The following is a 23,881-nucleotide window of genomic DNA, read 5'->3' as shown; positions in this document are numbered from 1 at the left end:
CGCTTATGTTTCCACAAATAGGCTAACGTATTTCATGACTTGTGTGGAGATTGACCACGTTCATAAAGGAGAGTCCGGTATTGGTGTGCCGTGCCGCTAACGTGAGTCGCTGCTGCTGCGAAGAGGCACGGTTCGAGAGGATTTTCCTCGGTGACCGTCAGGATTTATGCGACGCTAATGAGCCGTGAAATGAGGGGCCCGGTCATCGGTGGCAATAGGTGTTGCTGTACAAATTGGCGGGGACGCCGTATCTCCCCCGATCCTCGGGGCAAAATGTCCCTTCTTGGATCTTTAATGACGCGTGCACCATCGCCGAATGGATCAGTTCACATAACGGTGAAGCCCGTTGACCGCATGCGACCCAGCGGATCCAGGAGGATCGGGGGAATTCCTTTGCCACGGGAACATGTGGTGGCCATTGTCCTTTGTGCGGTTAGCACTTTTGACCCGTTGTGCCGCGGCCTAAGGCCCCTATCAATGGGAAACGACGCGATCCATGCGGGGCGGGTACAACGGGCGAATCATCAAAGATACCCTAAACATGGGAGGGTATTATTTTTTGAGCCTTGCTGTACGGGGCTAGCTATCGGTTGATTTCATTTCCTCCGGTGATGATGTATCATACCCAAGATCGCTTGAGGAAGGTGGAATGAGAGTGATAGGAGATCGTCGTCCTGATGTGCTCCGTACGAGCCGTAATGCATGGGAGCGCATTGAAGCTGTTGTGGCAGACAATATGATGCGGGTCGCATCCGCGTTTAGTACGAGTGGAATGGCAACCAGTGATCTCGGTGGGACCACAGGATATGGTTATGATGACCGCGGAAGGGATACCTTGGATCACATCGTCGCCGACGTGATGCATGCTGAAGCGGCCATGGTGCGACCGCAATGGACATCGGGTACGCACGCGTTAGCCACGGCTTTGCGCGCCTTGTTGATGCCCGGAGATGCCCTATGGCTCGCCAATGGTCCTGTCTATGATACGTTACAGCCTTTGCTATTCGGGAACAGCCGTACAAGCCTGCCTGCGCATGGTGTGCAGATTACGACACTGCCGACTGATATGAATGGCGATCCAAAGTGGCCTGCACTGAGTGAGACGATATCGCCGCGTGTGGTCTACTTGCAACGGTCGCGGGGTTATCAGGCCAGACCGTCCTTGACCCGTACGCAGATTCAAGAGGCCGCATCGCAAGCTCATGCGCGCGGAGCTTGGTTAGTGGTCGATAATTGCTATGGAGAATTTACCCTCACGGAAGAACCCACGGATTGGGGCGCCGATCTGATTATTGGCAGTCTGTTAAAAAACCCAGGCGGGGGCATCGCGCCCACAGGGGCTTATGTTGCGGGACGACGGGATTTGGTGCAGGCTGTGGGTGACATGCTGTTAGCGCCGGGCATTGGTCAAGAAGTCGGGCCGACGGGCCCTTATGTGCGTTTGTTAGCACAAGGGTGGTTTCTGGCCCCGATGATTGTAGGCGAGGCCCTCATGGGGGGGATTTATGCGAGCCATGCATTTCACGCGGCGGGATATCGCGTGGATCCGGCGCCTGATGCCCTCTTGCGTACCGACATTGTTACCGCTATTGAACTTGGACGGGCGGAACGCATTGAAGTGTTATGCCGGGCAGTGCAATCGGTATCGCCGGTCGATGGACACGTCGATCCCCAAGCGTGGGACATGCCCGGATATGCCGATCCCGTCATTATGGCAGCGGGAGGGTTTGTGGCGGGGGCGTCATTGGAATTATCGTGTGATGCGCCAATGCGGCCGCCTTATACGGCCTACTTGCAAGGCGGGTTGTCACGCTGGCATATGGTCATGGCCGTGAATAAAGGTCTCGACGCGTTACAAGCTGCGGACTAGACCGACAACGCGGCCAATAACTTGAATGTCAGGGGAAACAATGGGGCGATATCGCTCATTAGCGGGCATGAGACGCACCCCTTCAGGGTCCCGGTAAAAATATTTGACGGTCGCTTCGTCGCCGATGAGGGCAATGACAATATCGCCGTCGTCGGCGGACGAGGTGCGTTTTACTGCAACCATGTCGCCGTCGAATATCCCGGCGTTGATCATAGAATCCCCATCGACATGTAATAGAAAGTCGGGGACAGTGCGAAACAATGTGACGGGTAAGGTGAGGCGCTCCTCTAAGGATTCGGTCGCTAAAACGGGCAAGCCAGCAGTAATATGGCCCACAAGGGGCACCGACAGGGTCGGAGTGTGCGAAGACGATCCAATTGCCCACGCACGTCGTTTGGACGGAGGGTGTGAAATATACCCGGCTTCTTCCAGCGCCTTTAAATGGCGGGCTACGCTAGCGGTGGAACTCAAGCCGACAGCTTTGCCAATTTCTCGCACCGACGGTGGGTATCCATTGTGGTTTAAATAATCCTGAATAAAGGTCAGAATCTTTTGTTGCTTTTCTCCCATCACAAGCGATCGTCCTCCTTATAGAGCCTAAAATATTGTACCATAATATGTAATGGGGAAGGGGGAGGACGGCTGAATCAGCGCGTAAAGGCCCTTCTGGGAGGACTTATTGCTGTTGGATTGTACGCGTGTGTTGCTCGCGTGCATCATGCGGACGAGGCGATGATCGCCAGCTTGGCATTGGTTATTGCGACGATGGCGATGGCATGGGCGATTCCTTATCCGACCATGGTGGTCTTGCTGACGGTTGGCTCAAGTCTGCCATTGTGGTTCGTCCCGGTGTCGTGGATCCAACGGTTGCTATTGCCGGCCATGTTGGGCATCATGGCCGGGGGCGTTGCGATGTGGGCACATCGCGCTCAACCCGGCCGCATTACCGCCGGGGATGGATTTTTGGGATTTGGATTATTTTTATGGACATCCTTCATCCTCTCTATAAGCTTATTAACAACTCATCATACGTCGCTATCGGCCAATCTGCCCTTGCTGCTGACCGCATATCTTCTGACACCGCCCACCGAATGGTTTATTGTCTTCATGATTCTTCGTCACCGTCGCCGCCTGTCGGCCTTTATTGCCGAGAACTATGCTGGGCCCTCTCAGTGGCCTCGCGAGATAGTGTGGGGATTGGCGACGGGCGGCGTGATGACTCTCTTGGTTGGGGTGTTGGTGAGCATAGAGAGTCAAATAGGTCATGTGACCATCCAATCAAATAACCCCTTTGTGTACGCTTCGACCATCAACTCCCATCCTGTGATCGTTGTGGCGATGGCGCTCGCCGTCATCGTGATGGCCCCGTTGGCGGAAGAAGCACTTTTTCGTGGGATCCTCTTTGGCTCCTTGCGGACGGCATGGGGATTTTGGTGGGCTAATCTGACGGCAGCGGCCGTATTTGGTGCGGCACACATGGATCCGACATTGTTTATTCCCTTGATGGTCGCCGGAATGATGTTGAATGTCGCTTACGTGAAGACTCGGTCCTTGGTCACGACGACCATAGCCCATGCCTTGCTTAATGGACTCGCCGTGTTCTCAGCGCTATTCGCCGTGCGTTGAAATGTTTCATCGTCATCGTGTAAATACTTGTTAACTGCATAAATTTGATGTGGTAAAATAATTCTGGTTGCAATTAGTGCGAGGGGGGATGGCACGATGGACTTTGAATTAACGCCTGATCAACGCGAACTGCAGGAGTGGGCCCATACCTTTGCGGAAAAGGAAATTCGCCCTGTAGCGGCGCTATACGATGAAAAAGAAGAAATGCCGTGGGATGTCTTAAAAAAAGCTGCGAAAGTTGGACTCTTGGCGTATACCATTCCTGAGGCATACGGGGGCAACGGGGTGCCCGACCTTGTGTCTAGTTTGGTTGTGGGAGAAGAGTTATTTTGGGGCTGCGCGGGTATTGCAACCGCGATTGGTGGCATAGGATTGGCGTCCATTCCCATATTAGAAATGGGGTCGGAAGAACAAAAACGGAAATGGCTGCCGCTTTTTTGTGATCCGGACCAAGTCCGCATGGGGGCAATGTGTCTGACGGAGCCGGAAGCCGGGTCTGACGTGGTGAATATGAGCACGAAGGCCGTGAAACAAGGCCACGAGTACATTCTCAATGGGACCAAAACGTTTATTACCAATGGCGGCATAGCGGACGTTTATGTCGTGTTTGCCAAAACCAACCCTGAAGGGGGCTACGCGGGGGTTTCGGCGTTTATTGTTGATGGAAAGACACCGGGAATTTCGTCCGGTAAAAAGTTTAAGAAGTTGGGACTAAGGGCTAGTCACACCGCAGAAGTGCACTTTGACAATGTGCATGTTCCGGAAGAGAATTTACTCGGGCAAGAAAATATGGCATTTTTAGGCGCTATGAAAATGCTGGAGCATTCGCGACCGACGGTGGCCATTGCGGCAGTGGGGGTTGCACGCGCGGCTTATGAATATGCTTTGGCTTACACCAAAGAGCGTGTGCAATTTGGCAAGCCCATTTATCATAATCAAGCGGTCTCCTTTACGTTGTCGGACATGTTAACCAAGATCGAAGCGGGTCGTCTTTTAGCCTATCGGGCGGCGTGGCTGGCGGATCAAGGGCGCTCTTGCAACTTAGAGGGATCCATGGCGAAAGCCTACTGTGGGGATATGGCCATGGAGGTCGCGACTAATGCTGTGCAGCTACTGGGAGGCTATGGTTACATCCGTGACTACCCCGTAGAAAAGTGGCTGCGTGACGCCAAAATTATGTCCATTTACGAAGGAACTACGCAAATCCAAAAAAGGGTGATGACGCGTCTCATGTGAGTGCGTCACGCACTTGATTTCGATAGAGGAGGCAGGATGATGACAACCCAAGAAGTGTTCGAGGAATTAAAAGGTCGCTTGGCCCAAAAGCCGGCAGCGCAATTAGCAGGATCCCAGGGAACGTATCAATTTGTTCTTACAGGGGATGATGGGGCCGAGTATTTTGTCGTCGTTGGCGCGGATGGCGCCAAGGTGGAATCTGGCAAAGCTGACAATGCGGGCGTCACGATTACGATGAGTGCTAGTGATTTCAAGGACTTGGCGTCTGGCAAACTCAACCCAATGACGGCGTTTATGGGTGGGAAGCTGTCCGTTGGCGGAGATATGAGTATGGCGTTAAAACTACAAACCTTGATTAGCTAAGGCAAGTACTCAAGAAAGGGGCGGAATTCATGGCCGACGCGTATATTGTTGATGGCGTGCGTACGCCATTTGGAAAGCGCAATGGCGTGTTGAAAGATGTGCGCCCGGATGACTTGGCGGCGCTGACTTTGCAGCAATTGATGGAGCGCACTCAGGTTGACCCCCACGCGGTCGAAGACGTCAGACTAGGGTGTGTGACCCAGATTGGTGAACAGGGATACAACATCGGCCGGTTGGCTCCCCTCATCGCCGGATTTCCTGTTGAGGTGCCCGGGACCACCGTCAACCGCATGTGTGCGTCAAGTCTTGAGACCATCAACCAAGCGGCACAAGCCATTATGTCAGGCATGCACGATGTGGTCGTAGCGGCTGGCGTGGAATCTATGACGCGGGTGCCCATGGGCAGCGATGGCTCGACCTTCAGCGACCAGCTCTTGGCCCAATACAATATTGTTCCTCAGGGTATTTCCGCAGAATTGATAGCGGCCCAGTGGAAGTTATCGCGTCAAGAGTTAGACCAGTATTCCTACGAAAGCCACATGCGGGCCGTTCGGGCCCAAAATCAGCATTTTTTTGACAAGGAAATTATACCGGTCAGGGTCCAAAGTGCCGAAGGTCAAGAGCCCTTGACGGTGACGCAGGACGAAGGCCCACGGGCAGACACTACTGTGGAGAAAATGGCTACACTGCGTTTGCCCTTTAAGGCCGACGGTGTCGTCACCGCGGGGAATTCCAGTCAGATTAGCGATGGCGCCAGCGCCTTGTTGGTTGCGTCGGAACAGGCCCTGCGTCAGCATCATTTAACCCCGCGGGCTCGTATTGTTGCAATGGCCGTGGTGGGAGTGGATCCTGTCATCATGCTCACCGGACCGATTCCTGCGACGCGCAAGGTGTTAGACAAAGCGGGCTTACGTTTTGATGATATCGATGTGTTTGAGGTAAACGAAGCCTTTGCATCGGTTGTCTTAGCATGGGGCCGCGAATATCATCCCGATTGGAACAAAGTCAACCCCAATGGGGGAGCCATTGCGTTGGGACATCCCCTAGGAGCCTCAGGCGGTCGTCTCGTCTTGACGGCGCTCAATCAGCTCGAGGCGATTCAAGGACGCTATGGACTCATCACGATGTGCATTGGATGGGGAATGGCCGTGGCGACCATTATTGAACGGGTCTAAACAGCAATATTAGGATCGATGGATGAAGGCCCTTCTCCGGTGAGAAGGGCCTTCATCCATCATCTTGGCTAACAGGCGCTTAAGAAGGTTTCTTAGACGGGAGAGGATTCGACACCACGAAAATCGACCAGCCGTTCCCATAGCCGGCGAGAATTTGATGGTTTCCAATCGCTTCAAGCGGATATGGGGCGGATGTCGTTGTGGTCGGAGCACTAATGGACTGCCATTGGCCTGTGGCTTTTACCCATCGGTAAATGGATCCAGTAGGCGAGCCGTATAACAGATCACCGTTGGGAGACGCGGCAAGTTGGCCAATGCCCACTTGGTCTGGCGACGCGGGGACGGCAATAGCGGTCCACTTTTGGTGGTGAGGGGAATAACACACCAACACAGGATCTGTAAGATTGACGAGCGCCGAAATTCCTCCGGCTGGAGACATGACCATACTGGAGGGGGCGGCTCCTAAGGCAGGAAAATGGGGTAATTCCTGCCATGTCTTGCCGCCGTTAAGACTTTCTAAAACGGGTCCGATCCCTGTGCCGGATATCGGCACTAGGGCCACGGCAATTTGCTGCGCGTTGGAAGGATTAATGGCAAAATCCTCGACTTGCCAGCGATTGGTATTAAGGGCCATCATGGAACGCCACGTCATGCCGTTGAAGCTTGTTTGCAAAGTCCCATTGATGATAGCCCAATACTGGTGTCCCATCGCGACGACATTCGAAAACGTGGTTTGCCCTAAAGTCCACGGTTGCCAAGTCCGTCCCCCATTATTACTGACATACCCGGAACTGAGTCCTGATGGCGCTTCTTCCGCCAAGAGAACGGATTGTGGATTGGATGGCAGCGCTGAAATGGTGTCGATAATGTTGGGAGAGGCGTGGCCAGGCGAGGCTGCCCAGTACGCGTTGCGGGGACCATGAAGCACCGCCCAGGTATTGTTATGTGTCAGATAAATATATGAGCCGGCCGCCGCAAATGAGGAAATGGGAGTCGGGAGGCCGGAAACCCACGTGCCAGCAAGTGGGGTAGCCGACGGATGGGGGTTAATAACGTCACCGCCCGTCGTGATATTTCCCACAAAATCATAGACAGGGACGCCTTGATTAAATAGTGTGCCGCCTAATACACGGCGTCGATTGTCCAGTTTTAACACCAAAGACGTCCCGGTGATATTGCCCACGCTAAACTTGCCTGACAAGGTGAGTGCGTGTCCCGTGGGAACAGCCATTGGATAGGTGGCATAGACCGGCGACATCCCCATGACTTGCACGGGTTGATTGCTTAATTGGGATATCACATGTTTCACAGAAGCCGACAGGGCCGGTGCTGATAAGGTGCGCTGGCCTGTCGATGTATGGCTTTGTCCGGCGGGGCGAATTTGCGGAAGAATTAACAATCCTGCAATCGACGCCGCGGCAGCGCTCAAAAATATCTGCCGGACGCGCGCACGCCGTTTTAACGCTTTTTTCGGATGCCAGTCGGGTTTGAAGTACAGACCCATCCCGTCAGCCATGGCCCGATCCATCAGCTCTCCGATTGTGTCATGGTGGCGTTCTTCGCTCATAACAGTCCCTCCTTCCACAGGGGTTCAAGCAAAGGACGCAAGTGTTGGCGGGCCCGGTAGAGACGGGTTTTCACAACCTGTTCGCTGACGCCGAGCGCCGCGGCGGTCTCCTTTAGTGAGCGGTCCATATAATAAAATAATAAGATGCATTGGCGTTCAACCACACCGAGTTTCATGACAGCGTCCAAAACATTGACGTCCTCCAAAAGTAAGGGTACCTCATCGACGGCAGATTGAGTTACCTCGAGAATGTCGGTGGGATCTTCGGGATGGCGCTTGTAATAACGCATACGGTCGCGACAAAGATTGGTAATCGTATGAAAAAGCAAAGCAGGGCTCAGAGTGTCCGCGCCGTGCCGTTCGGTATGGCGCCACAAACGGACGAAGGCTTCTTGGGCCGTGTCCTCCGCGTCATCTTTGACGTGCAGTGTGACGAAAGCATACCGCAAAGCTCTATCTCCATATTCCTCCATAAATTGGGTAAACCGTCGTTCTTCCTGTGCGTCCGTAACAGGCAACTCCCTTTTCTCTTGTCTCAATACCATAACGTTTGACGATGCAAGGAGGTTACATCACTTAACACTTTCATACGCAAGAATGGAACGAGCGAGACATGTCGAATCTGAGGATGTACGCTCTGAACACGGTCGTTATGGTCAGACCACAGCCGTATTATGTTGCACATTCTTAAATTATTCGTCATCGGTCGTGCAACCACAATCCCTATAGCTATTATAAGCACCGCAACACTTTCTCGCTACGGAACGGAATATGTGTCGGCGTGGTTCGGGCCTTTAAAAATTGGAGGCCGGGCCGCGCGGCTTATGTGGGATATTAAAGATGGATAGCATTCTCGCGCCCAGACTACGGATCCTTTGGCGCGAGAATGCCTAGTTATTGGCCCAGCACGTAAACAGTGACGGGCTGAATGCCAAAGTTGGCTACGGTCTGGGAGCCATTGTCCATAAAGATATCAATGCGGTCGCCGACAATCGCGCCGCCGGTATCCATGGCTTGACCAAGAAAGCCGCTTTGGGGCAGTACAGAATCGTGATAGCCTTGGACGTAGACGGTAGATTTCAAAGGGATGACACTGGGGTCAACAGCGATCATGCCGGGTTGCAGAGGTTGTCCGAATGCATCAACAGGACCATAGGGATAGTTGTCTTGTGCACTCGGTCCATAGGCTGTTGCCGTCATATGATAGACCGCCACCACCGGTTTGCCGTCTATCGTCTGAGGGGATGCATTGGATGCTTGGACCGCGGAGCCTTCAGAAGACGAATAGGCCGGGGTGAGATGAAATCCGGCGAGAATATCTTGCCAAGTTGCAGGGTCTACGGTCCCCGTCACGGGCAGACCTTCAGCCTGTTGGAAGTCTTTGACCCCTTGTTCGGTTTTGGGGCCAAAGATACCATCAACAGGTCCAACAGCCGAAAAACCGAGATCTTGTAAGTCAGCCTGCAAGGTCATCACCCAATGCCCTTGGTCGGAATAAGATAGGGTGTGCTGCATCGCGGGATGTTGGGCTTCGAGTTCCGGTAGCGTGACGCTTTGCGCCCATGTAGGACTCGATACCATTAACATACTGCTCATAGCGGATATGGCTAATGCAAAAGGTTTCCACAATCCCATCAATGAATGCCTCCTCTCGTTTGGCGCCGCCGGAGTTAGTTTACGGGTTCGGGCACGAGCGTCCCTGCCTAAAAAGGATTCACCCAAAGAATAATCCCCCGGTTCCCAAGGAATTAGGCGCGGTGTAACGCCCCATAGTGTAACGGGGATCACAAGAAACGGGGAAATCTGTCGAGATGCCTTGTCCGGGCACAACGTGGCGTCTAGGCATTTTGGCGCGGGTATGCACGACAATGAGCACGAAGGGAGACGAACTCCAGCATTTGTTTTGGCTGCAAAGATGTGGAAATGGAAAAAAACTTGGCGAAACACGAAAATGTCACTAGAATAAACGGTATAATGCGGTTTTATTGTGACAAATTTTTTTCGGCAGGTAATAAATTCTGTGTTTTTTCACCCTAAGATTTGCCAGAGGAGTTGACCGAGAATCAGTTCATTGCAGACAAGGCATACTGAGCGTGGAGGGAACACATTGCTGATTGACGGTAATGCTTTAATTATTCCGGTAGCCTTGCCTGACGCGCTAGAGGCGTTCAGGTTGCAAAGCGACCCTTCTGCTCGGCAACTCCCTGCACATGTCACGGTGCATTTTCCTTTTGCCGATGAGCCAAAATCTCGGATCGTGGCTCCCCAGTTGAAGCGTTTGCTGGGTAAAATGGCGCCCTTTCGGATTTATTTTGACAACATGGGGCGCTTTGAAATGCCCAACGAAATGATTTTGTACTTAAAAGTCACAGTAACGCCAGAGTTGATGACGCTATTTGAAACGATTTGGCAAAAATTTCGAACATATCCACCGTATGAAGGTAAGCATCAAGAGATTATTCCCCATATCACCATGGCGCGCGTCAATCCTGCGACTGCGGGAGCCGTTGAAGCACGCCTCACCCATCTGGTTGAGCAACACCGGTCTGCGTTATTTTGGGACATCTCCGAAGTTGAGTGGGTTAATGTCCAACAGGGCGTGCCAGGCTGTCGTATTTTGGGAAGTTTTCCTCTAGGACGCTCCATCAAATCATAAGGTAAAGAATGTTCCCAGCACACATGTTGCTATTTATAGATAATGATATAATTATACATGAATCTAACAAAAGAGGAAATCACGGTTACGGGTATTAACCGAGAACTTATTGGCCTCGCACTCAGCAACTGGTCCGAGTAGCGACCCTGATTGAACGATTGAAACATGAGGGGCACCAGGTAGCCCGCTATATGTTGAGTCACAATCCGGACGCCTTCGTCTCCGATACCGTTGTGTATCAGGCGCTTCCGATTGTTACGGTGGAAGGGGCTGTCCTTACAATGGGGCAGTATCCCTCTTATGAAGATATTTGTGGCCGCCAGGAGGGCTGACATGACGCATTATCTGCTGTTTTCAGGCAAGGGAGGGGTGGGTAAGACGTCCCTGTCCTCGGCAGCGGCGGTCGCACTAGCGCAAAAAGGCTTGAACACGCTGTTGGTGACAACAGATCCGGCGTCCAATCTGGGAGACGTTTTTGGGCAGCCTGTGGGTCTTGAGCCTCAACCGGTAGAAGCGGTCAATGGCCTCTTTGTACAGGCTATCGATTCTAAAGCCTCTCTTGCGGCGTATAAAGAGCGTGCGTTAGCCCCCTTGCGGGTGTTATTTCCGGAAACGATTGTTCACGCTGCAGATGAGAAGATGAGCGGTCCCTGTACGGAAGAGATGGCGACATTTGACCCATTTATTGCCTGCTTGCGTAACCCCGCCTACGACTGGGTAGTTTTTGACACGGCTCCGACAGGCCATACGTTAAGGTTGCTGGAGTTGCCGGTTACCAAACAACGGGACTATTTAACGGAATTGCAAAGACGTTATCGCGTGCGTGAAATAGTGGGCATACCATGGCAAGAAGAGGAAATAACAGGCGCAGAGGCGATTCGACAGATTGTCAAACTCTTGCGATGATAAAGCAAGAGTTAGATTATCAAACCGGCACAGCGAGCCTTTTTGAAGTCTCCGCATTGCCACCGTCTTTTTGGAATCTATTCAAGACACAAGTGATGAGGGTGCTATGGGTTATCTGGCGTTAGCAATCTTTGTGGTCACCTTGGGCCTGGTGATTTGGCAGCCCAAAGGATTATCGATTGGTTGGAGTGCGTCCGCAGGAGCAGCGCTAGCACTGCTTACGGGCGTTGTATCGTGGAGTAATGTAGGGCAAGTGGTCGGTATTGTTTGGGATGCGACGTTGACCTTTGTGGCGGTCATCCTCATTTCCTTAATTCTCGATGCCGTGGGGTTTTTTGAGTGGGCAGCGCTGCATATGGCGCATGCCTCCAAGGGCAATGGACGGCATTTATTTATTGGGTTAGGTATTTTAGGAGCGTTGGTAGCCATGTTTTTCGCCAATGATGGCGCCGCGTTAATTCTTACCCCCATTGTCTATGAACAAGCCAAAGCATTGCACCTTGATGCCAAAGCGACGTTGGCCCTCATTATGGTCAGTGGGTTTGTTGCCGACACGACATCCTTGCCACTGGTGGTCTCGAATTTGGTCAACATTGTATCGGCAGGATATTTTCACCTCGGTTTCGCCTCTTATGCCGCCCGTATGGTGCCGGTGGATATTGTGTCGCTGGCCATAAGTTTGTTGGCGCTCTTCGCATTTTATCACCGAACACTACCCAAAGTGGTTAATGTCGGGACGTTGGCTCGTCCACAAGATGCCATTAAGGATACACGAATTTTTCATGCCGCATGGATTGTGCTGGCGCTTTTAGTGATCGGGTACTTTGCTAGTCAACTTTTGCATTGGCCGGTGGCGATTTTTGCGGGAGGGGCCGCCTTAATCTTTCTGGCAATCGCGCACCGCAGTCCCGCTGTTAGCGTACCGACTGTGGTTCGCGAGGCGCCATGGAAGGTTGTCGTCTTTTCCATTGGCATGTATGTTGTGGTGTTTGGCTTGCGCAATGCGGGCTTGACACATATTTTAGCCCACCTGCTATCGGCATTGGGACAACATGGGGGACTCGCTAGCGTCATGGGCGCTGGCGTATTGGCCGCGGCCCTCTCATCGGTGATGAATAATATGCCAACCGTTCTAATCGATGCGTTAGCCATTCATGGGGCTGCCCTCTCCCACGGGATTCGGACGTTAATGGCTTATGCTAACGTCATTGGCTGTGACTTGGGCCCGAAATTCACCCCGATTGGGTCGTTGGCGACTTTGTTGTGGCTTCATGTTCTTGATAGGCGTGGTATTCGCATCACATGGGGTTATTACATGCGTGTGGGGATTACATTGACCATTCCAGTATTGGCCGCGTCCTTGCTTGGGCTATGGGCGTGGTCAGCCTGGGCTTTTTAGCGTTGACCTAGATAATGAACCCATGGATGGATGGAGGAGATACGGGATGGCACAGACGCGTGTGGTGGTTGTGGGAGGATCCGATGCGGGGGTAATGGCAGCCTTGTGGGCCAAGGCCACCGATTCGAGCTTGCATGTGGAAATGATAGTGAAGGACCAATGGGTGAATTATAGCGTCTGTGGCGCTCCCATGTTTTTGGGTGGCGAAGTGCCCTCCGTGGAAAAACTGGCGCACCGCTCATTGTCTGATATTGAGGCGTTAGGAATTCATGTGCATCTCAATACAGAAGCAGTCGCGGTCGATGGGGATTCGCAAGTGCTGCACGTGGTACATCAAGGAGTGGAGCGTTCTGTCCCATTTGATCGGTTGGTGATAGCCCAGGGGGCTCAGGCTGCTGTACCTCCTCTTCCGGGGCGGGACTTGCCTGGGGTGTTTAGCTTGCATGACATGGAGGATACCGTCCGTATTGACCGCTTTATTGCTCAATATCAGCCCCAGCGCGCTGTGATTGTGGGGGCTGGCTACATTGGCTTGGAAATGGCGGATGCGTTGACGCATCGTCACATGACGGTAACGGTGGTTGAACGGCTGCCCCAAGTGCTTCCGACTGTCGACCGGGAATTCGCTCATCGATTGGCGGGCCATTTGGGCGCCCACGGAGTCCACGTGATGACCGACACGACGATTGAACGCATTGAAAGGGCTGGGCAAGGGCTGGTGTTAACTTGTCATACCGGAGAACGCCTTGACGCAGACATGGTTATGATTGTTGTGGGGGTGCGTCCTCATGCGTCCTTGGCTCAGAGTGCGGGTCTCCATGTGCATCAAGGAGCGGTCGTGGTAGACGAGCGGATGGCCACCAATCGCGCGCATATTTGGGCCGCGGGGGATGGGGTCATCACACAGCATCAATTACTAGGCACGACTTATCTCCCCTTGGGAACTACGGCGCATAAGCAAGGGCGGATTGCAGGAATCAATGCGGCAGGTGGACAGGCTGTGTTTCGCGGGGTGGTCGGCACTCAGGTTGTGAAGATTTTTGATTGGGTTGTGGGACGAACGGGGCTCAAAGAAGAAGAGGCCCGAAAAGTTGGGTTTACACCTTTAACAGTGGAATCAGAACTGACCGACCATAAGGTCTATTATCCCGGAGCTTCTCCGCTGTGGATCCGCCTCACGGGAGATCAGCACACAAGACGTTTGTTAGGCGCTCAGATAATGGGACAATATGGGGCGGAAGTCGCCAAACGAATCGATTTGTTCGCGATAGGCCTCATGCAAGGTGCCTTAGTCGATGATGTCAACGATTGGGACTTAAGCTATACACCACCGGTTTCTAGTCCTTTTGATCCGGTGCAAATGGCGGCGCAAGCATGGCAGGCGGCGTGGAAAGCCCAGCAATAAGAAGGCTTGACTGTCCTAAGGGGGCTCTTCCCATTTTGTCTAAGTAAAGCGATAGACGGGGTATTGGAGAACATCCGGAATGCGAAGAGACCCTAAGAGAGGCATTCCCAGATCGAGGGCTCCTCCCGATTCGCAGCAGAGTGTTACTAAACAGTCAGTTTGTGCGTCCTAGGAAAACGGCGGGATACTTCCGTTCGCTGCGGATAGCTGTCCTGCTCTAATCTCCATCCATTACCAGGGGATTTTTGTTGCATTATCAAGCCTTCATCGCATGGATCATGGGGTGAACATAGCGAAGAAGAGGCGAAAGGATGAACATCCCCGTCATGCATTTTTCCTCCAATCTTTCACGCACTAGACATTGGCAGACGTTATCCTGTTTCTAAATAGCATGGCCTAGGCAAGGCACGTCTGTGGCGGCTTGCCTAGGCTTCATTGACATGCTTTTAATGCTGCAGGGTTCGAAGCGGCCATTCGGCCCCCTTTTTCTAAGGCCTATTGAGAATGACCTTGATGCCAGACTTCTGTTAATGCCGCAACCGCTGTGGGATCTTCGATGGTCGAGACATCTCCCGGATTCTCGTCGCGAACTACTGAACGCAATACCCGGCGCATAATTTTTCCGCTACGCGTCTTGGGCAGGATCTTTACAAACTCGATGGCTCCGATAACGGCGACCGCCCCCAGTTCGCGCCGCACCGTTTGCCGAATTTCGTCGGCGAGTTGTGGTGAGGATTCAAGCCCGGGACGCAAGACCACGAACGCAGCAATGACGTCCCCGCGCAAGGGGTCGGGAGCTCCTGTCACACCTACCTCTGCCACCGCAGGGTGTCGCAAGATGGCTGTTTCGACTTCGCTTGTGCCAATCCGGTGCCCAGCAATCTTTAAGATTTCGTCTGCGCGGCCACTAAACCACACGTAGCCATCCTCGTCGATGTTGGCTGCATCTCCTGTCAGGTAAACACCAGGCAATTGCTCCCAATATGAGGTGCGGTAGCGTTCGGCATCGTTCCATAATTCTTGGGTGAGCCCTGGAAATGGATGGGTAATGACAACACTCCCAGTCTCTTTGGGGGCAGCTCGTGTGCCATCCGGCTGCCTTATTTCAACACCGTAGCCGGGCAGCGGAATTCCCGCCGAGCCAGGTTTAATCGGCAGCAGCCCCAGCGGATAGGGATTGCCTATGACAGGTCCGCCCGTTTCCGTTTGCCACCAGTGGTCAATAACGGGAATCTGGTTGTTAAAAACGTCATGTTGAAACCATTCCCAAGCCGGGGCGTTAAGAGGTTCACCGGCCGAGAAGACGCGCGTCACGCTTGACAAGTCATGTTTGCGGGCGACATCTGTGCCGTATTGCATTAACAAGCGGACGGCTGTTGGGGCTGTCAGAATCGCACTAACTTTGTGGTCAGCAATGATGCGGTAAAAGTGTTCGGGGGAGGGAAAATCCAGTGCGCCTTCGTAGCTGATGGTGGTAGCGCCCACCAGAAGTGGCGCGTAAACGATAAAACTATGTCCGACAATCCATCCAATATCCGAGGTTGACCACCAAACATCTTGGTGCGATAAGCCATACAAAATCTGGGAGGCGTGCAAAATACCGACTTGATAAGGGCCGTGCATGTGAACGACTAATTTAGGGCGCGCTGTGGTTCCGGAGGTGGCCAGAATAAAAGCTGGCGTGTTCGATTCGAGCTGAATCGCTTCAGATGTGTGGGAAGGGGCTTCTTGTCGCAAGTCATTCCACAGAACCGTGCGTACTGGTACTGGCGGTAACGCGTGATCCGTCCTTTGCTGCCAGATAACAGTTCGGACGGGAGAATGCGGATCGTGCAAGGCCTCTGCGACAATGGAGGAGAGGGGAATCACTTTGCCCCGGCGATGGGAGACGTCACTGGCTATTAAGACCGTGGCTTGGGCTAACTCAATCCGCTGGGCTAAGGCCGCAGAACCGAACCCGGCAAAAACGACCATGTGAATAGCGCCAATGCGGGAGAGGGCAAGCATTGAAAAAATGGCTTCAGGTCCCGTGGGCATGTATATCGCGACACGATCTCCTGGTTGTATGCCTAAGGCCAGAAATCCGGCTGCGAGACGGTGAACTTCGGCGGCCATTTGCGCGTACGTGTATGTGCGCACATCGCCATTCTCGGTCAGGGCGATAAGTGCGGCGTGACCTGGGGACCTTTGGGCCCATAGGTCCACGGCGTTGGCGCCAAGATTTGTAGTAGCACCGCTAAACCAGCGAAATGTCGGGGGGTCAGATTCAAAGACTGATTGCCATGGCTTAGTCCAGTGTACGCGCTTAGCAGCCTGCGCCCAATACGATTGCCAATCGCGAGCTTTGTGTAGTTCTTGGTGAATGCGGGGATTGATTAAGTCCATCGGTCACCCTCTTTTCATTTCAAAGTTCTAGTGGATTCAGAATACACCAGGGATTTGGAAAATACGAGGCTGCTTAGGGTGAAATGCCGGAAATCTGTGGCGATTAGGATTCTGTTATCAGTGCCCTTGCTTAATGGCCACTCGGATTAAAACATTAGCCGCTTGGTCCATGCGGTCTGCGGCATTACTTAAGTGGCGGTATATTTCGCGCATTTTAATCAAGGCATGGATGTCATCCACGCTGCCGAGGTCAGCAATCGCGCGCCGATAAAGCCCTTCCATCTTGTTTTCGCACGTCTTGGCTCGCACAGCATGGTCTCCTGCATTGCGCAAGGATGTTGGTAACAATTGTACGGCCTCCGCAAGTGCAGCGGTCCCTTCGCCCATGACGTCGATCATTTGTAAGAGTTCAGATGTTATCGTGGTTTGATAGAGGGCTAGTTCCTTAATGGAGTTTTCGGCGTAATCGACGATATCGTCTAAAGCTTGCGAGAGATCGTTTATGTCTTCTCGGTCGAATGGGGTCACAAAGGTATGGTAGAGTTGTTCGACAATGGTAATACGCGCTCGGTCTCCTGCGTGTTCTAAATCAGAGGCTTGTTCAGCGATTTGTCTCTGCTTGGTTTCGTCTGAGCCATTTTCCACATAGGCTTTTAACAAGCCAACCATGGTTACGGCGTATTGCGATTGGTCAGCCAACAAACGGTCAAAGTTTTGAACCTGACGGGACATTTGAAAGATATCTTTCCAGCTCATGATAACCTCCTAGTGGGATAGTTACTTAATCCAAAGAAACAGAGCCATAATGCCACCGCCCAGTACGATGGCAGCAGGTAAGGTCAAGGCCCAGACTCCCAGGATCTTGCGGACGACAATCCACCGGACGCTGCCGGGTCGCAAAGCCGTGCCGGTTCCGAAGAGGGAGCCGTCCGTGGTTTGGGTTGTGCTGACAGGAAAACCGGCGATGGCTGCGAGGCTTACCGTAATCGCGGCAGCGCATTGGGTGCTCACGGCGTTCATGGGATTGACGCGAATCACATGATTACCAACCGTGCGCGCAATGCGAATGCCGCCAAATATCATCCCTAGGGCCCAAAATACCAAGGGTAAGAATATTGCGGCAATAGGTACGTGGTAGCGTGTTTGATGATGGAGGATCATAAAAAATAACGCCATCAGGCCAATAGCTTTTTCTTGATCGTTGGCGCCGTAGGCCAATCCCTGCCAGAATGCGGTAAGATACTGTCCTTTTTCCAATTGATGAATGCGGTCGGCGCTTAATCGGCTTAAAATCCACCAAATCGCACGTGTTAAAAGCCATGCCGCTAAAAACCCCAGACCCACGGAACCTAATAGGCCAATAAGCAGTTTGACGATGCCAAGAAGATGGATATCTCGCGCGTGGCCACTCACTAGGGCTGCGCCAATCATGCCGCCGCCTAGAGCCACGGTTGTACTGGTGGGCATTTTCATTTTCCAGGTAACCAGCAGGGTAAACAACGCGGCGAGCAGAGCTCCTGTTAGCACCCCGTACCCGGCCACCTGAAAGTTAATGATTTCGACGGCAATGGTATGGGATACTGCCGTGCCAAAGACCATGGGACCTAATCCAATACTTATTAAAATAAGTGGGACGACGGTAAAGGGGCGTAAGGTGCGGCTGGCCAAGAACGTGGCCATCAGGTTTCCGCCGTCGTTAATGCCCGATATGATTGTAAAGGCCACGATGAGGGTGAAGATAGCTCCGTCCAACACCATCGGCGTCGCCTCCCTTAACGTAATCGTAATCCTTTCTTAACATAATCTTAATAATATCACGATTAAGCCGGTATGTGCGGTATTGAGACGAACTATATCTCAGATGATGGGAAGAGCTTCAAAATGATATAACGCGATTTTCACAAAAGGTTCGCGCGGTGTTCATAAAAGGTTCATACCCTCTTGGTATGCTGCATGCAGACACATATCACAGGGTGGAATGGGAGAGGGGTGAGACGGTGAATCATCCACTGGTAGGGCAAGAGACGTCACGGCAGGCGAGGATTGCGGAGGCGATGATTCCGCTTCATGCCCTGCCCAATGGAGAGGCATTAGACCGGACTCTTGCCGCATTGTGTCGTGAACATGACGTCGTGCATCTCCGTAGTGAATATTTGACGCCTCGCAACTGGACCATTGTGCCAATTCACGCTGGGCTTCCTGCGCTCGATGGATGCGTTAGCGTGGACATGGCTAATCGGCGGTGTTGGCATCGTGGCACGGAGGTGACAATTCCCTATCACCTTTTGCGTCTGATGCACGTTTTTGTCACCTCGCCCCTGCGGGCTTTAAGCCTTGCGCAGTGCAATCAGTGGGCTGTGCAGGAACAATGGCCGCAGTGGACCCAAGAAACATTGCGCGTCGCGATTCACCACGTGCGGAAGGTTTTTCCGAACCATTTTGTATCGGTAAGGCAAATCGGATATTTTTTTCGGCCCTGTGGTGGAGAGAAGTTCTGGGAACCAAGAATGCCATGGTCAGTTGACATTTCGGAAGTGGGAAATCCATGAGACAGATAGGGACGATGGGTATCTTTGCCCGTAATGCTGAGTATTGGCGAGGGATGCTTTCGTTTGGAGGTTCTGTCGTTAGATTGAGCTCTGAAAACCAGGTGTTTGAGGTTCTGGGCGACGCCAAGGTTGACGTGCTTGGCGTAGAACTTGCGTCCTTTGATAACACGGCATGGATCGGCGCAATGCTCGATCAAGCCCAAAGCGCACGAATTCCTGTGCTATTCCTCCTGCAAGAGTGGCCTTGGGTAGTCCGCGTAATGCCAGACGGCACGGTGTTGGACCGCATGCAAAGCCAAGGGTCATGTACTCGAGTGGACTTAAATCGCCGTCAATGTTTTCACAAAGGGATGCCAATCGTTCTACCGTGGCGCGTTACCCAAACCCTAGCCCTTTTAGTCTCGGACCCCTCTCGAACGTGGAATGTGCGCGCGTTCAATCTCGCTGCCCTTGAAAATGGATGGAATCCATGGACAGATAACGTGTTAAAGGTTCATGTGCATCACATCCGGCAATCATTGGGGCCGGAACATATTCGGCGTGTATCGGATGGCTACCAGTTTAATAATTGTTAATAGGTACCCTGTTAAGAAAGAGGCCCTGCACGATACGATGCAGGGCCTCTTTTTTGAAAATCCATCAAGCTTTCTATGATTTGCGGACGGGACAGGTTCGGATGCCAAAGAGTCGATATAGACCACAAAATCCCGTAATACCTGTCACAATGGCCACGACGGCAAGAATCCCGAAAACCCACTCACCGGTAACGCCACCGGTTTTGGTAATGGCCAAGAGTCCGAATACAATCCCAATGATCACGCGAATAATACGGTCTGAACGCCCCTCATTTACCATGGTATGTCGCCTCTTTTTAGTAGTTGTTATGATTACTACGCTATCTAATTTCAGATTAAGTAGTTTCTACCAAAATGTCAAGAGCCACTTGAAAAAAACTGTGACCCATTGGTCACCATAGGGCCGGGTACGGTTACGGAGCATGTTTGTTGGTAAGAAGGGAATAACGGTTTTCAGAAGCCACACAACAACGTCGTGGACCAAAGATTCATCAAGAATCTCCCATGGGCATAAGACGCGAAACAACCAACGTCTTGGCGTCTTCCCCAATACGCTGCGTGATGGATTGTGCTAGGCACCGCCGAAGTGGCGTTGTCGGTCCGCTTCGCAGCATGGAAGCAAGTCGAGTGGAGACTTGACAATAACTGTTATGCTATGTAATATCACAGCAGATGCAAATTTATTGCAAAAGATCGGGGGACCAACAATGACGGATAAGCAAGGGACATTGCAACCGGATGTTGTCGGCTTTTGGGGATTAGTCAGTCAGAGTTTGGCGGGCATGGCACCGAGTTGTGATGTGGTGGCTTTTATGACGGCTGGTGCCGCTTTTGCTTTGGTCGCCATGCCTTTGTCCTTTTTATTGGCTTTCCTGTTAATGTTTATTGAAGTGAATACGCTGTATCACCTCTCCAAAGATAGAGCATCAGCGGGGGGATACTATAGCTATGTTTCGGCGGGATTGGGCCCGCGCGCTGCCCTCGTGACAGGATTTATGGTTGTGTTTTACCAAATTCTGAGTGTGGCGGGGATTCCTGTCTATATTGGCGGAGTATTTTTGCCAGGACTCGCGGACCGCTTGCACGTGGCATTGCCCGCTTATTTCTGGATCGTTGCCGTATTGTTCTTCATCGGGGTACCTTGGCTCTTGGCGGTGTTGGGCATTCGACCATCGATTAAGGTATTAGCGACAACCAGTTTGGTGGAAATCAGCTTTTTAATCGTGGCATCCATCATTATTATGGCCAAAGTTCATCCATCTCATCCTCTGGTGCCCTTTCAGTTCGGGTCGGTGGGCATTAAAGGTGTGGCGATGGGCATGGTCTTTGCGATCACGAGCTTTATCGGCATCGGAAGTCATAGCTCGTTAGGAGAGGAAGCCAAAGGAGTGCGGACCCAACAAGGCCGGCTGATTGGGAAAGCGGCGTTAGTCTCACTCACGTTAACCGGAGTGGCCTTAACCCTCTCGGCCTATGCGTTAACAGTGGGGTGGGGCATGTTTCGCATGAGTAGCTTTTCTACCGCTAATGCCCCCGGAGTGACGGTATTTCTTCACTATTTGGGGCCTGTGGGCGCGGCATCTTTGGTCATTTTAGCCTTAAACAGTGCGTTGGCGGATAGCATCGCGCTCTTAACGAGTTCATCGCGGGTCTTATTTGCGATTGGGCGAGATAACCTGGTAAATACGGGGTTTGCGCAAGTCAATGGCCGTCGCGCGCCGGGCCGCAGCGTGACGTTGTTAGCAGGGATGGCGGTGGTCATGGCTGTCGTGGCCGGGTCGCTTTTAGGTCCGTCGGCCGCTTTTAATGTGATGACGACAGCGGTGTTGTTTGGGCTGGTGACGTCTCACACCTTGATGAATGTCTCCTTGATGCGCTTATTCCGGTCCGAACACAAACAAAGTCACTTTTTACAACATGTAGTGCTGCCTATATTAGCCATCGGATTGTTTTGGATCGTTCTATACGAATCGGTTTGGCCCATCGCCTATCCTCTTAGTCTTTCGGCGCTGATTTGGATTGTGGTGTTGATTCCCGTCGTTTTCTATGTCTATGGGATATCCAAGCGCATTCCCAAGGAACGGGGCCATCAGTTGGGAATGATACCGCCGAGTGAATCAGCGCAATAAGCTGAGGCAAGAGCAATGAAAACCGCGAGGCGAGGGATGTTCCTTGCGCTCGCGGTTTATGCTTTAGAACGGACCGCCTGGGGATTGGCGCTTGCCACTGATGTACACCAGGGCCGTCACGGCAAAACCCACAAAATATCCCAAAGAGGACCCGTTAAAAATGCCCACGGCGAGGGGGCCCGTAAATACGGGGGTGGCTGTCGTGGACAGAGCCACGGCGGCTCCAATTAGCCATGCGATGATGGCACGTGAGGGTGCGGTTGGTTGGATTTGGCGCACATTAAGGAGGGCGATGGCCGCCCATGGTGCCAAGAATGTGGCGATGAGCTCAAGAAACCCCTCAAAACTATTTAAGAAACCTTGTGAAACGAGTAACACGTAAAGACTGGCGGTAATGGAAAGAACGGCATCAATACCGACCGTACGAGATCGCGGCACCTTAACTCCAGCGGCTAAAAGGCTAAGACCGGAGGAGTAGGCACACAAGATGCCGCCGGCTAACATGCCTGTGAGCGTAATAATAAGATAAGGAATTTGTGCCCATAGCGGAAGCCAATGCAGCAAGAATTCGACGGGATTCGCGGCGGTGGCCAATGCGGGCGCGCTCTGGGCCAAGAGTAACCCGGTAAGCATCAATCCCAACGTGGGGATAATGGAGCCCAGGGTGGCTGCGTAGGCAATCCGCCGATTAGGAAGATGGTGGGGTAAGTAGCGGGTATAATCGGACGCCGTCGTAATCCATGATAACGCACTGACGGCGACTACGATCGTAATAGCCGGAATAACTCCCTTCAGCCAAGAGCCACTTGAATGCGTCCAAACGGCATGCCATGCCGTATGCGGCAAGAGGGCTAGAACTACTAGCAACGTTAAAAAGCCAAAAATATACGAGATCCGTTGCTGCAAATATTCAATGGTCGCGTGGCCTAGAAAAGCTAAAAATAATTCTGCGGAAGCCGTCAATCCCAATGACGCAACCAACCATACCGCCGTGAGTGGGACGCCGAAGACCAGATGAAACACAGTTTGCAAAGCATAGCTGCCAATGATGAGAACAATGGTTTCCCATCCTACCATATTCAACCAGGCAATTAGGGCAATGAAGCGATTGGCTTTCGGTCCAAAGTACTTTTCCGAATAGGCCATGGTCGGTAGGCCCGTGACTTTGCCCGGGATCCCAAGATACCCAATGGCGGCAAAGGACAATAATCCCGTAGCAATGGCCAAGACGCTTTGGCCTAACGACAATCCGTAGCTCCAAACGACAGCGCCAATGACAAGATAGGTAAAAGATAAGTTGCCGGCAAACCATAACCAAAAGACTTGTCGGACTGTACCATGGCGTCCGGATGCATTGATAGGGTTAATCCCGTTACGCTCCACGTGCCATACCTGATGAGTGTCAATATCTGGGGAAATCACGAATATCCTCCTCTTGTCTGCTTGGAATAGGCCTGTTAGTTTCACGGCCGTGCACTCGACTAGAGGGGAGAAGCATCTATGACGAAAAGATACCGCGTCCGTCGTAAGCAAGGATGGATGAGCACATCGTCCTTTGCCAGAATTACCTGGCCAAGTTCTAGGGTTGGCGGTAAGCCTCTCAGCACAAATCGGCACCCCTCATGCTGTAACACGCTTCCATCATACCATGGTGCGCAGGGGTTGACTAGCGACGACAAGAGCGTCGTAAAGGGGATACGCGGGCTTGAGCCCCGGCAAGCGTAGCAGTCAAGAGGGCAATGGCCGTTCTAGGCTGCCGGGGTTATCGTGACGGGAGGCGTGTAAGGGGTTACGCTGGCTTGACGTGCAGCAGATATTCGGCATGGCGCCACCGTACCCGGTAATCGCCAAAAATGTCTTCGGGATTAGATACAATAATGTCGTCCCCTCCCAGATGCCGATAATCGGCCGTGTCGAGAAGGCTCACTTGCATCATCACCCCTTCGAAAAGGTGGTATCAGCAGCTGCCCAATTCTTGGGACAAATATGGACAACCGCTATTCACGGCAGCCCCTTTCCGGAGGATCCTCGTGTGGAGGA

Annotated in this window: 23 protein-coding genes and 1 riboswitch; of the genes, 13 read left to right on the top strand and 10 right to left on the bottom strand. The window is 52.5% G+C overall.

What is annotated here, in order from left to right:
* Positions 1 to 649 precede the first annotated feature (649 nt).
* A complete protein-coding gene (locus CO251_RS04040; RefSeq protein ID WP_103374530.1) occupies positions 650 to 1,870 on the top strand; it encodes a methionine gamma-lyase family protein in 1,221 nt (406 codons plus the stop codon).
* On the opposite strand, the gene lexA is transcribed toward CO251_RS04040, so the two are convergent.
* The gene (gene lexA, locus CO251_RS04035) at positions 1,853 to 2,440 is read right to left on the bottom strand and encodes a transcriptional repressor LexA (RefSeq protein WP_173677064.1); all 588 of its coding nucleotides are present in this window, start codon (positions 2,438 to 2,440) and stop codon (positions 1,853 to 1,855) included. The genes CO251_RS04040 and lexA overlap by 18 nt on opposite strands.
* A 162-nt stretch (positions 2,441 to 2,602) precedes the next feature.
* Between lexA and CO251_RS04030 the strand changes: the two genes are divergently transcribed.
* From CO251_RS04030 to CO251_RS04015, 4 genes are all read left to right on the top strand, one after another.
* A complete protein-coding gene (locus CO251_RS04030; protein WP_146038978.1) occupies positions 2,603 to 3,496 on the top strand; it encodes a CPBP family intramembrane glutamic endopeptidase in 894 nt (297 codons plus the stop codon).
* A 96-nt stretch (positions 3,497 to 3,592) separates the two neighbouring features.
* Positions 3,593 to 4,732, top strand: coding sequence for an acyl-CoA dehydrogenase family protein (locus CO251_RS04025; RefSeq protein ID WP_103374527.1), 1,140 nt, complete (start codon positions 3,593 to 3,595; stop codon positions 4,730 to 4,732).
* A gap of 36 nt (positions 4,733 to 4,768) precedes the next feature.
* A complete protein-coding gene (locus CO251_RS04020) occupies positions 4,769 to 5,095 on the top strand; it encodes an SCP2 sterol-binding domain-containing protein (RefSeq protein WP_242968294.1) in 327 nt (108 codons plus the stop codon).
* Between the two features lie 29 nt (positions 5,096 to 5,124).
* Complete coding sequence (locus CO251_RS04015; protein ID WP_103374525.1) at positions 5,125 to 6,270, top strand: thiolase family protein; 1,146 nt, start codon at positions 5,125 to 5,127, stop codon at positions 6,268 to 6,270.
* A 79-nt stretch (positions 6,271 to 6,349) separates the two neighbouring features.
* Here CO251_RS04015 and CO251_RS04010 read toward each other — a convergent pair whose 3' ends face one another.
* From CO251_RS04010 to CO251_RS04000, 3 genes are all read right to left on the bottom strand, one after another.
* Positions 6,350 to 7,837 carry a hypothetical protein gene (locus CO251_RS04010; RefSeq protein ID WP_103374524.1) on the bottom strand — a complete coding sequence of 496 codons (1,488 nt, stop codon included), beginning with the start codon at positions 7,835 to 7,837 and terminating at the stop codon, positions 6,350 to 6,352.
* Positions 7,834 to 8,355, bottom strand: coding sequence for an RNA polymerase sigma factor (locus CO251_RS04005; protein ID WP_103374523.1), 522 nt, complete (start codon positions 8,353 to 8,355; stop codon positions 7,834 to 7,836). Before CO251_RS04005 ends, CO251_RS04010 begins: the two co-directional genes overlap by 4 nt.
* A gap of 376 nt (positions 8,356 to 8,731) precedes the next feature.
* A complete protein-coding gene (locus tag CO251_RS04000) occupies positions 8,732 to 9,472 on the bottom strand; it encodes a peptidoglycan-binding protein (RefSeq protein WP_103374522.1) in 741 nt (246 codons plus the stop codon).
* A gap of 8 nt (positions 9,473 to 9,480) precedes the next feature.
* Positions 9,481 to 9,602, bottom strand: a riboswitch (cyclic di-AMP (ydaO/yuaA leader).
* A 342-nt stretch (positions 9,603 to 9,944) separates the two neighbouring features.
* Here CO251_RS04000 and CO251_RS03995 point away from each other — a divergent pair.
* The 5 genes from CO251_RS03995 to CO251_RS03975 all read left to right on the top strand — a co-directional run bounded on the left by CO251_RS03995 (position 9,945) and on the right by CO251_RS03975 (position 14,203).
* A complete protein-coding gene (locus CO251_RS03995; RefSeq protein ID WP_158246165.1) occupies positions 9,945 to 10,493 on the top strand; it encodes a 2'-5' RNA ligase family protein in 549 nt (182 codons plus the stop codon).
* 128 nt (positions 10,494 to 10,621) lie between these two features.
* Complete coding sequence (locus CO251_RS18000) at positions 10,622 to 10,825, top strand: arsenic metallochaperone ArsD family protein (protein ID WP_103374520.1); 204 nt, start codon at positions 10,622 to 10,624, stop codon at positions 10,823 to 10,825.
* Position 10,826: 1 nt separating this feature from the next.
* Complete coding sequence (locus CO251_RS03985) at positions 10,827 to 11,399, top strand: ArsA family ATPase (protein WP_103374519.1); 573 nt, start codon at positions 10,827 to 10,829, stop codon at positions 11,397 to 11,399.
* 106 nt (positions 11,400 to 11,505) lie between these two features.
* Positions 11,506 to 12,798 carry an arsenic transporter gene (locus CO251_RS03980; RefSeq protein WP_103374518.1) on the top strand — a complete coding sequence of 431 codons (1,293 nt, stop codon included), beginning with the start codon at positions 11,506 to 11,508 and terminating at the stop codon, positions 12,796 to 12,798.
* A 46-nt stretch (positions 12,799 to 12,844) separates the two neighbouring features.
* Complete coding sequence (locus CO251_RS03975; RefSeq protein ID WP_103374517.1) at positions 12,845 to 14,203, top strand: FAD-dependent oxidoreductase; 1,359 nt, start codon at positions 12,845 to 12,847, stop codon at positions 14,201 to 14,203.
* Positions 14,204 to 14,698: 495 nt separating this feature from the next.
* Here the strand turns inward: CO251_RS03975 and CO251_RS03970 are convergent, their stop codons facing one another.
* From CO251_RS03970 to CO251_RS03960, 3 genes are all read right to left on the bottom strand, one after another.
* Positions 14,699 to 16,588 carry an acetate--CoA ligase gene (locus CO251_RS03970; protein WP_103374516.1) on the bottom strand — a complete coding sequence of 630 codons (1,890 nt, stop codon included), beginning with the start codon at positions 16,586 to 16,588 and terminating at the stop codon, positions 14,699 to 14,701.
* A gap of 117 nt (positions 16,589 to 16,705) precedes the next feature.
* Positions 16,706 to 17,344 (bottom strand): DUF47 domain-containing protein, encoded by a 639-nt coding sequence (locus CO251_RS03965; RefSeq protein WP_103374515.1) that lies wholly within the window; start codon positions 17,342 to 17,344, stop codon positions 16,706 to 16,708.
* Between the two features lie 21 nt (positions 17,345 to 17,365).
* The gene (locus tag CO251_RS03960) at positions 17,366 to 18,346 is read right to left on the bottom strand and encodes an inorganic phosphate transporter (RefSeq protein WP_103374514.1); all 981 of its coding nucleotides are present in this window, start codon (positions 18,344 to 18,346) and stop codon (positions 17,366 to 17,368) included.
* Positions 18,347 to 18,585: 239 nt separating this feature from the next.
* Here CO251_RS03960 and CO251_RS03955 point away from each other — a divergent pair, with 239 nt between their 5' ends.
* The gene (locus CO251_RS03955; RefSeq protein WP_103374513.1) at positions 18,586 to 19,137 is read left to right on the top strand and encodes a hypothetical protein; all 552 of its coding nucleotides are present in this window, start codon (positions 18,586 to 18,588) and stop codon (positions 19,135 to 19,137) included.
* Positions 19,138 to 19,220: 83 nt separating this feature from the next.
* A complete protein-coding gene (locus CO251_RS03950) occupies positions 19,221 to 19,712 on the top strand; it encodes a hypothetical protein (RefSeq protein WP_146038977.1) in 492 nt (163 codons plus the stop codon).
* Positions 19,713 to 19,785: 73 nt separating this feature from the next.
* Here the strand turns inward: CO251_RS03950 and CO251_RS03945 are convergent, their stop codons facing one another.
* On the bottom strand, positions 19,786 to 19,992 hold the full coding sequence (locus CO251_RS03945; RefSeq protein WP_103374511.1) for a DUF2892 domain-containing protein: 207 nt from the start codon (positions 19,990 to 19,992) through the stop codon (positions 19,786 to 19,788).
* A 427-nt stretch (positions 19,993 to 20,419) separates the two neighbouring features.
* Here CO251_RS03945 and CO251_RS03940 point away from each other — a divergent pair, with 427 nt between their 5' ends.
* Positions 20,420 to 21,841, top strand: coding sequence for an APC family permease (locus tag CO251_RS03940; protein ID WP_158246163.1), 1,422 nt, complete (start codon positions 20,420 to 20,422; stop codon positions 21,839 to 21,841).
* A gap of 63 nt (positions 21,842 to 21,904) precedes the next feature.
* On the opposite strand, the gene CO251_RS03935 is transcribed toward CO251_RS03940, so the two are convergent.
* Together CO251_RS03935 and CO251_RS17350 are read right to left on the bottom strand one after the other, a co-directional pair.
* Positions 21,905 to 23,263, bottom strand: a complete 1,359-nt coding sequence (locus CO251_RS03935) for a cytosine permease (protein WP_158246162.1) — start codon at positions 23,261 to 23,263, stop codon at positions 21,905 to 21,907.
* 367 nt (positions 23,264 to 23,630) lie between these two features.
* A complete protein-coding gene (locus CO251_RS17350; protein ID WP_158246161.1) occupies positions 23,631 to 23,777 on the bottom strand; it encodes a hypothetical protein in 147 nt (48 codons plus the stop codon).
* Between the last annotated feature and the right edge of the window lie 104 nt (positions 23,778 to 23,881).

Source organism: Sulfobacillus sp. hq2, from assembly GCF_002903155.1.
GTDB lineage: Bacteria > Bacillota > Sulfobacillia > Sulfobacillales > Sulfobacillaceae > Sulfobacillus > Sulfobacillus thermotolerans.
This window is presented reverse-complemented; position numbering and strand designations above follow the sequence as displayed.

Bases quoted from the DNA above. Each gene is read 5' to 3' on its own strand.
- CO251_RS04040 (WP_103374530.1), top strand. From the start codon at position 650: ATGAGAGTGATAGGAGATCGTCGTCCTGATGTGCTCCGTACGAGCCGT.
- lexA (WP_173677064.1), bottom strand. From the start codon at position 2,440: ATGGGAGAAAAGCAACAAAAGATTCTGACCTTTATTCAGGATTATTTA.
- CO251_RS04030 (WP_146038978.1), top strand. From the start codon at position 2,603: ATGATCGCCAGCTTGGCATTGGTTATTGCGACGATGGCGATGGCATGG.
- CO251_RS04025 (WP_103374527.1), top strand. From the start codon at position 3,593: ATGGACTTTGAATTAACGCCTGATCAACGCGAACTGCAGGAGTGGGCC.
- CO251_RS04020 (WP_242968294.1), top strand. From the start codon at position 4,769: ATGATGACAACCCAAGAAGTGTTCGAGGAATTAAAAGGTCGCTTGGCC.
- CO251_RS04015 (WP_103374525.1), top strand. From the start codon at position 5,125: ATGGCCGACGCGTATATTGTTGATGGCGTGCGTACGCCATTTGGAAAG.
- CO251_RS04010 (WP_103374524.1), bottom strand. From the start codon at position 7,837: ATGAGCGAAGAACGCCACCATGACACAATCGGAGAGCTGATGGATCGG.
- CO251_RS04000 (WP_103374522.1), bottom strand. From the start codon at position 9,472: ATGGGATTGTGGAAACCTTTTGCATTAGCCATATCCGCTATGAGCAGT.
- CO251_RS03985 (WP_103374519.1), top strand. From the start codon at position 10,827: ATGACGCATTATCTGCTGTTTTCAGGCAAGGGAGGGGTGGGTAAGACG.
- CO251_RS03980 (WP_103374518.1), top strand. From the start codon at position 11,506: ATGGGTTATCTGGCGTTAGCAATCTTTGTGGTCACCTTGGGCCTGGTG.
- CO251_RS03975 (WP_103374517.1), top strand. From the start codon at position 12,845: ATGGCACAGACGCGTGTGGTGGTTGTGGGAGGATCCGATGCGGGGGTA.
- CO251_RS03970 (WP_103374516.1), bottom strand. From the start codon at position 16,588: ATGGACTTAATCAATCCCCGCATTCACCAAGAACTACACAAAGCTCGC.
- CO251_RS03965 (WP_103374515.1), bottom strand. From the start codon at position 17,344: ATGAGCTGGAAAGATATCTTTCAAATGTCCCGTCAGGTTCAAAACTTT.
- CO251_RS03960 (WP_103374514.1), bottom strand. From the start codon at position 18,346: ATGGTGTTGGACGGAGCTATCTTCACCCTCATCGTGGCCTTTACAATC.
- CO251_RS03945 (WP_103374511.1), bottom strand. From the start codon at position 19,992: ATGGTAAATGAGGGGCGTTCAGACCGTATTATTCGCGTGATCATTGGG.
- CO251_RS03940 (WP_158246163.1), top strand. From the start codon at position 20,420: ATGACGGATAAGCAAGGGACATTGCAACCGGATGTTGTCGGCTTTTGG.
- CO251_RS17350 (WP_158246161.1), bottom strand. From the start codon at position 23,777: ATGATGCAAGTGAGCCTTCTCGACACGGCCGATTATCGGCATCTGGGA.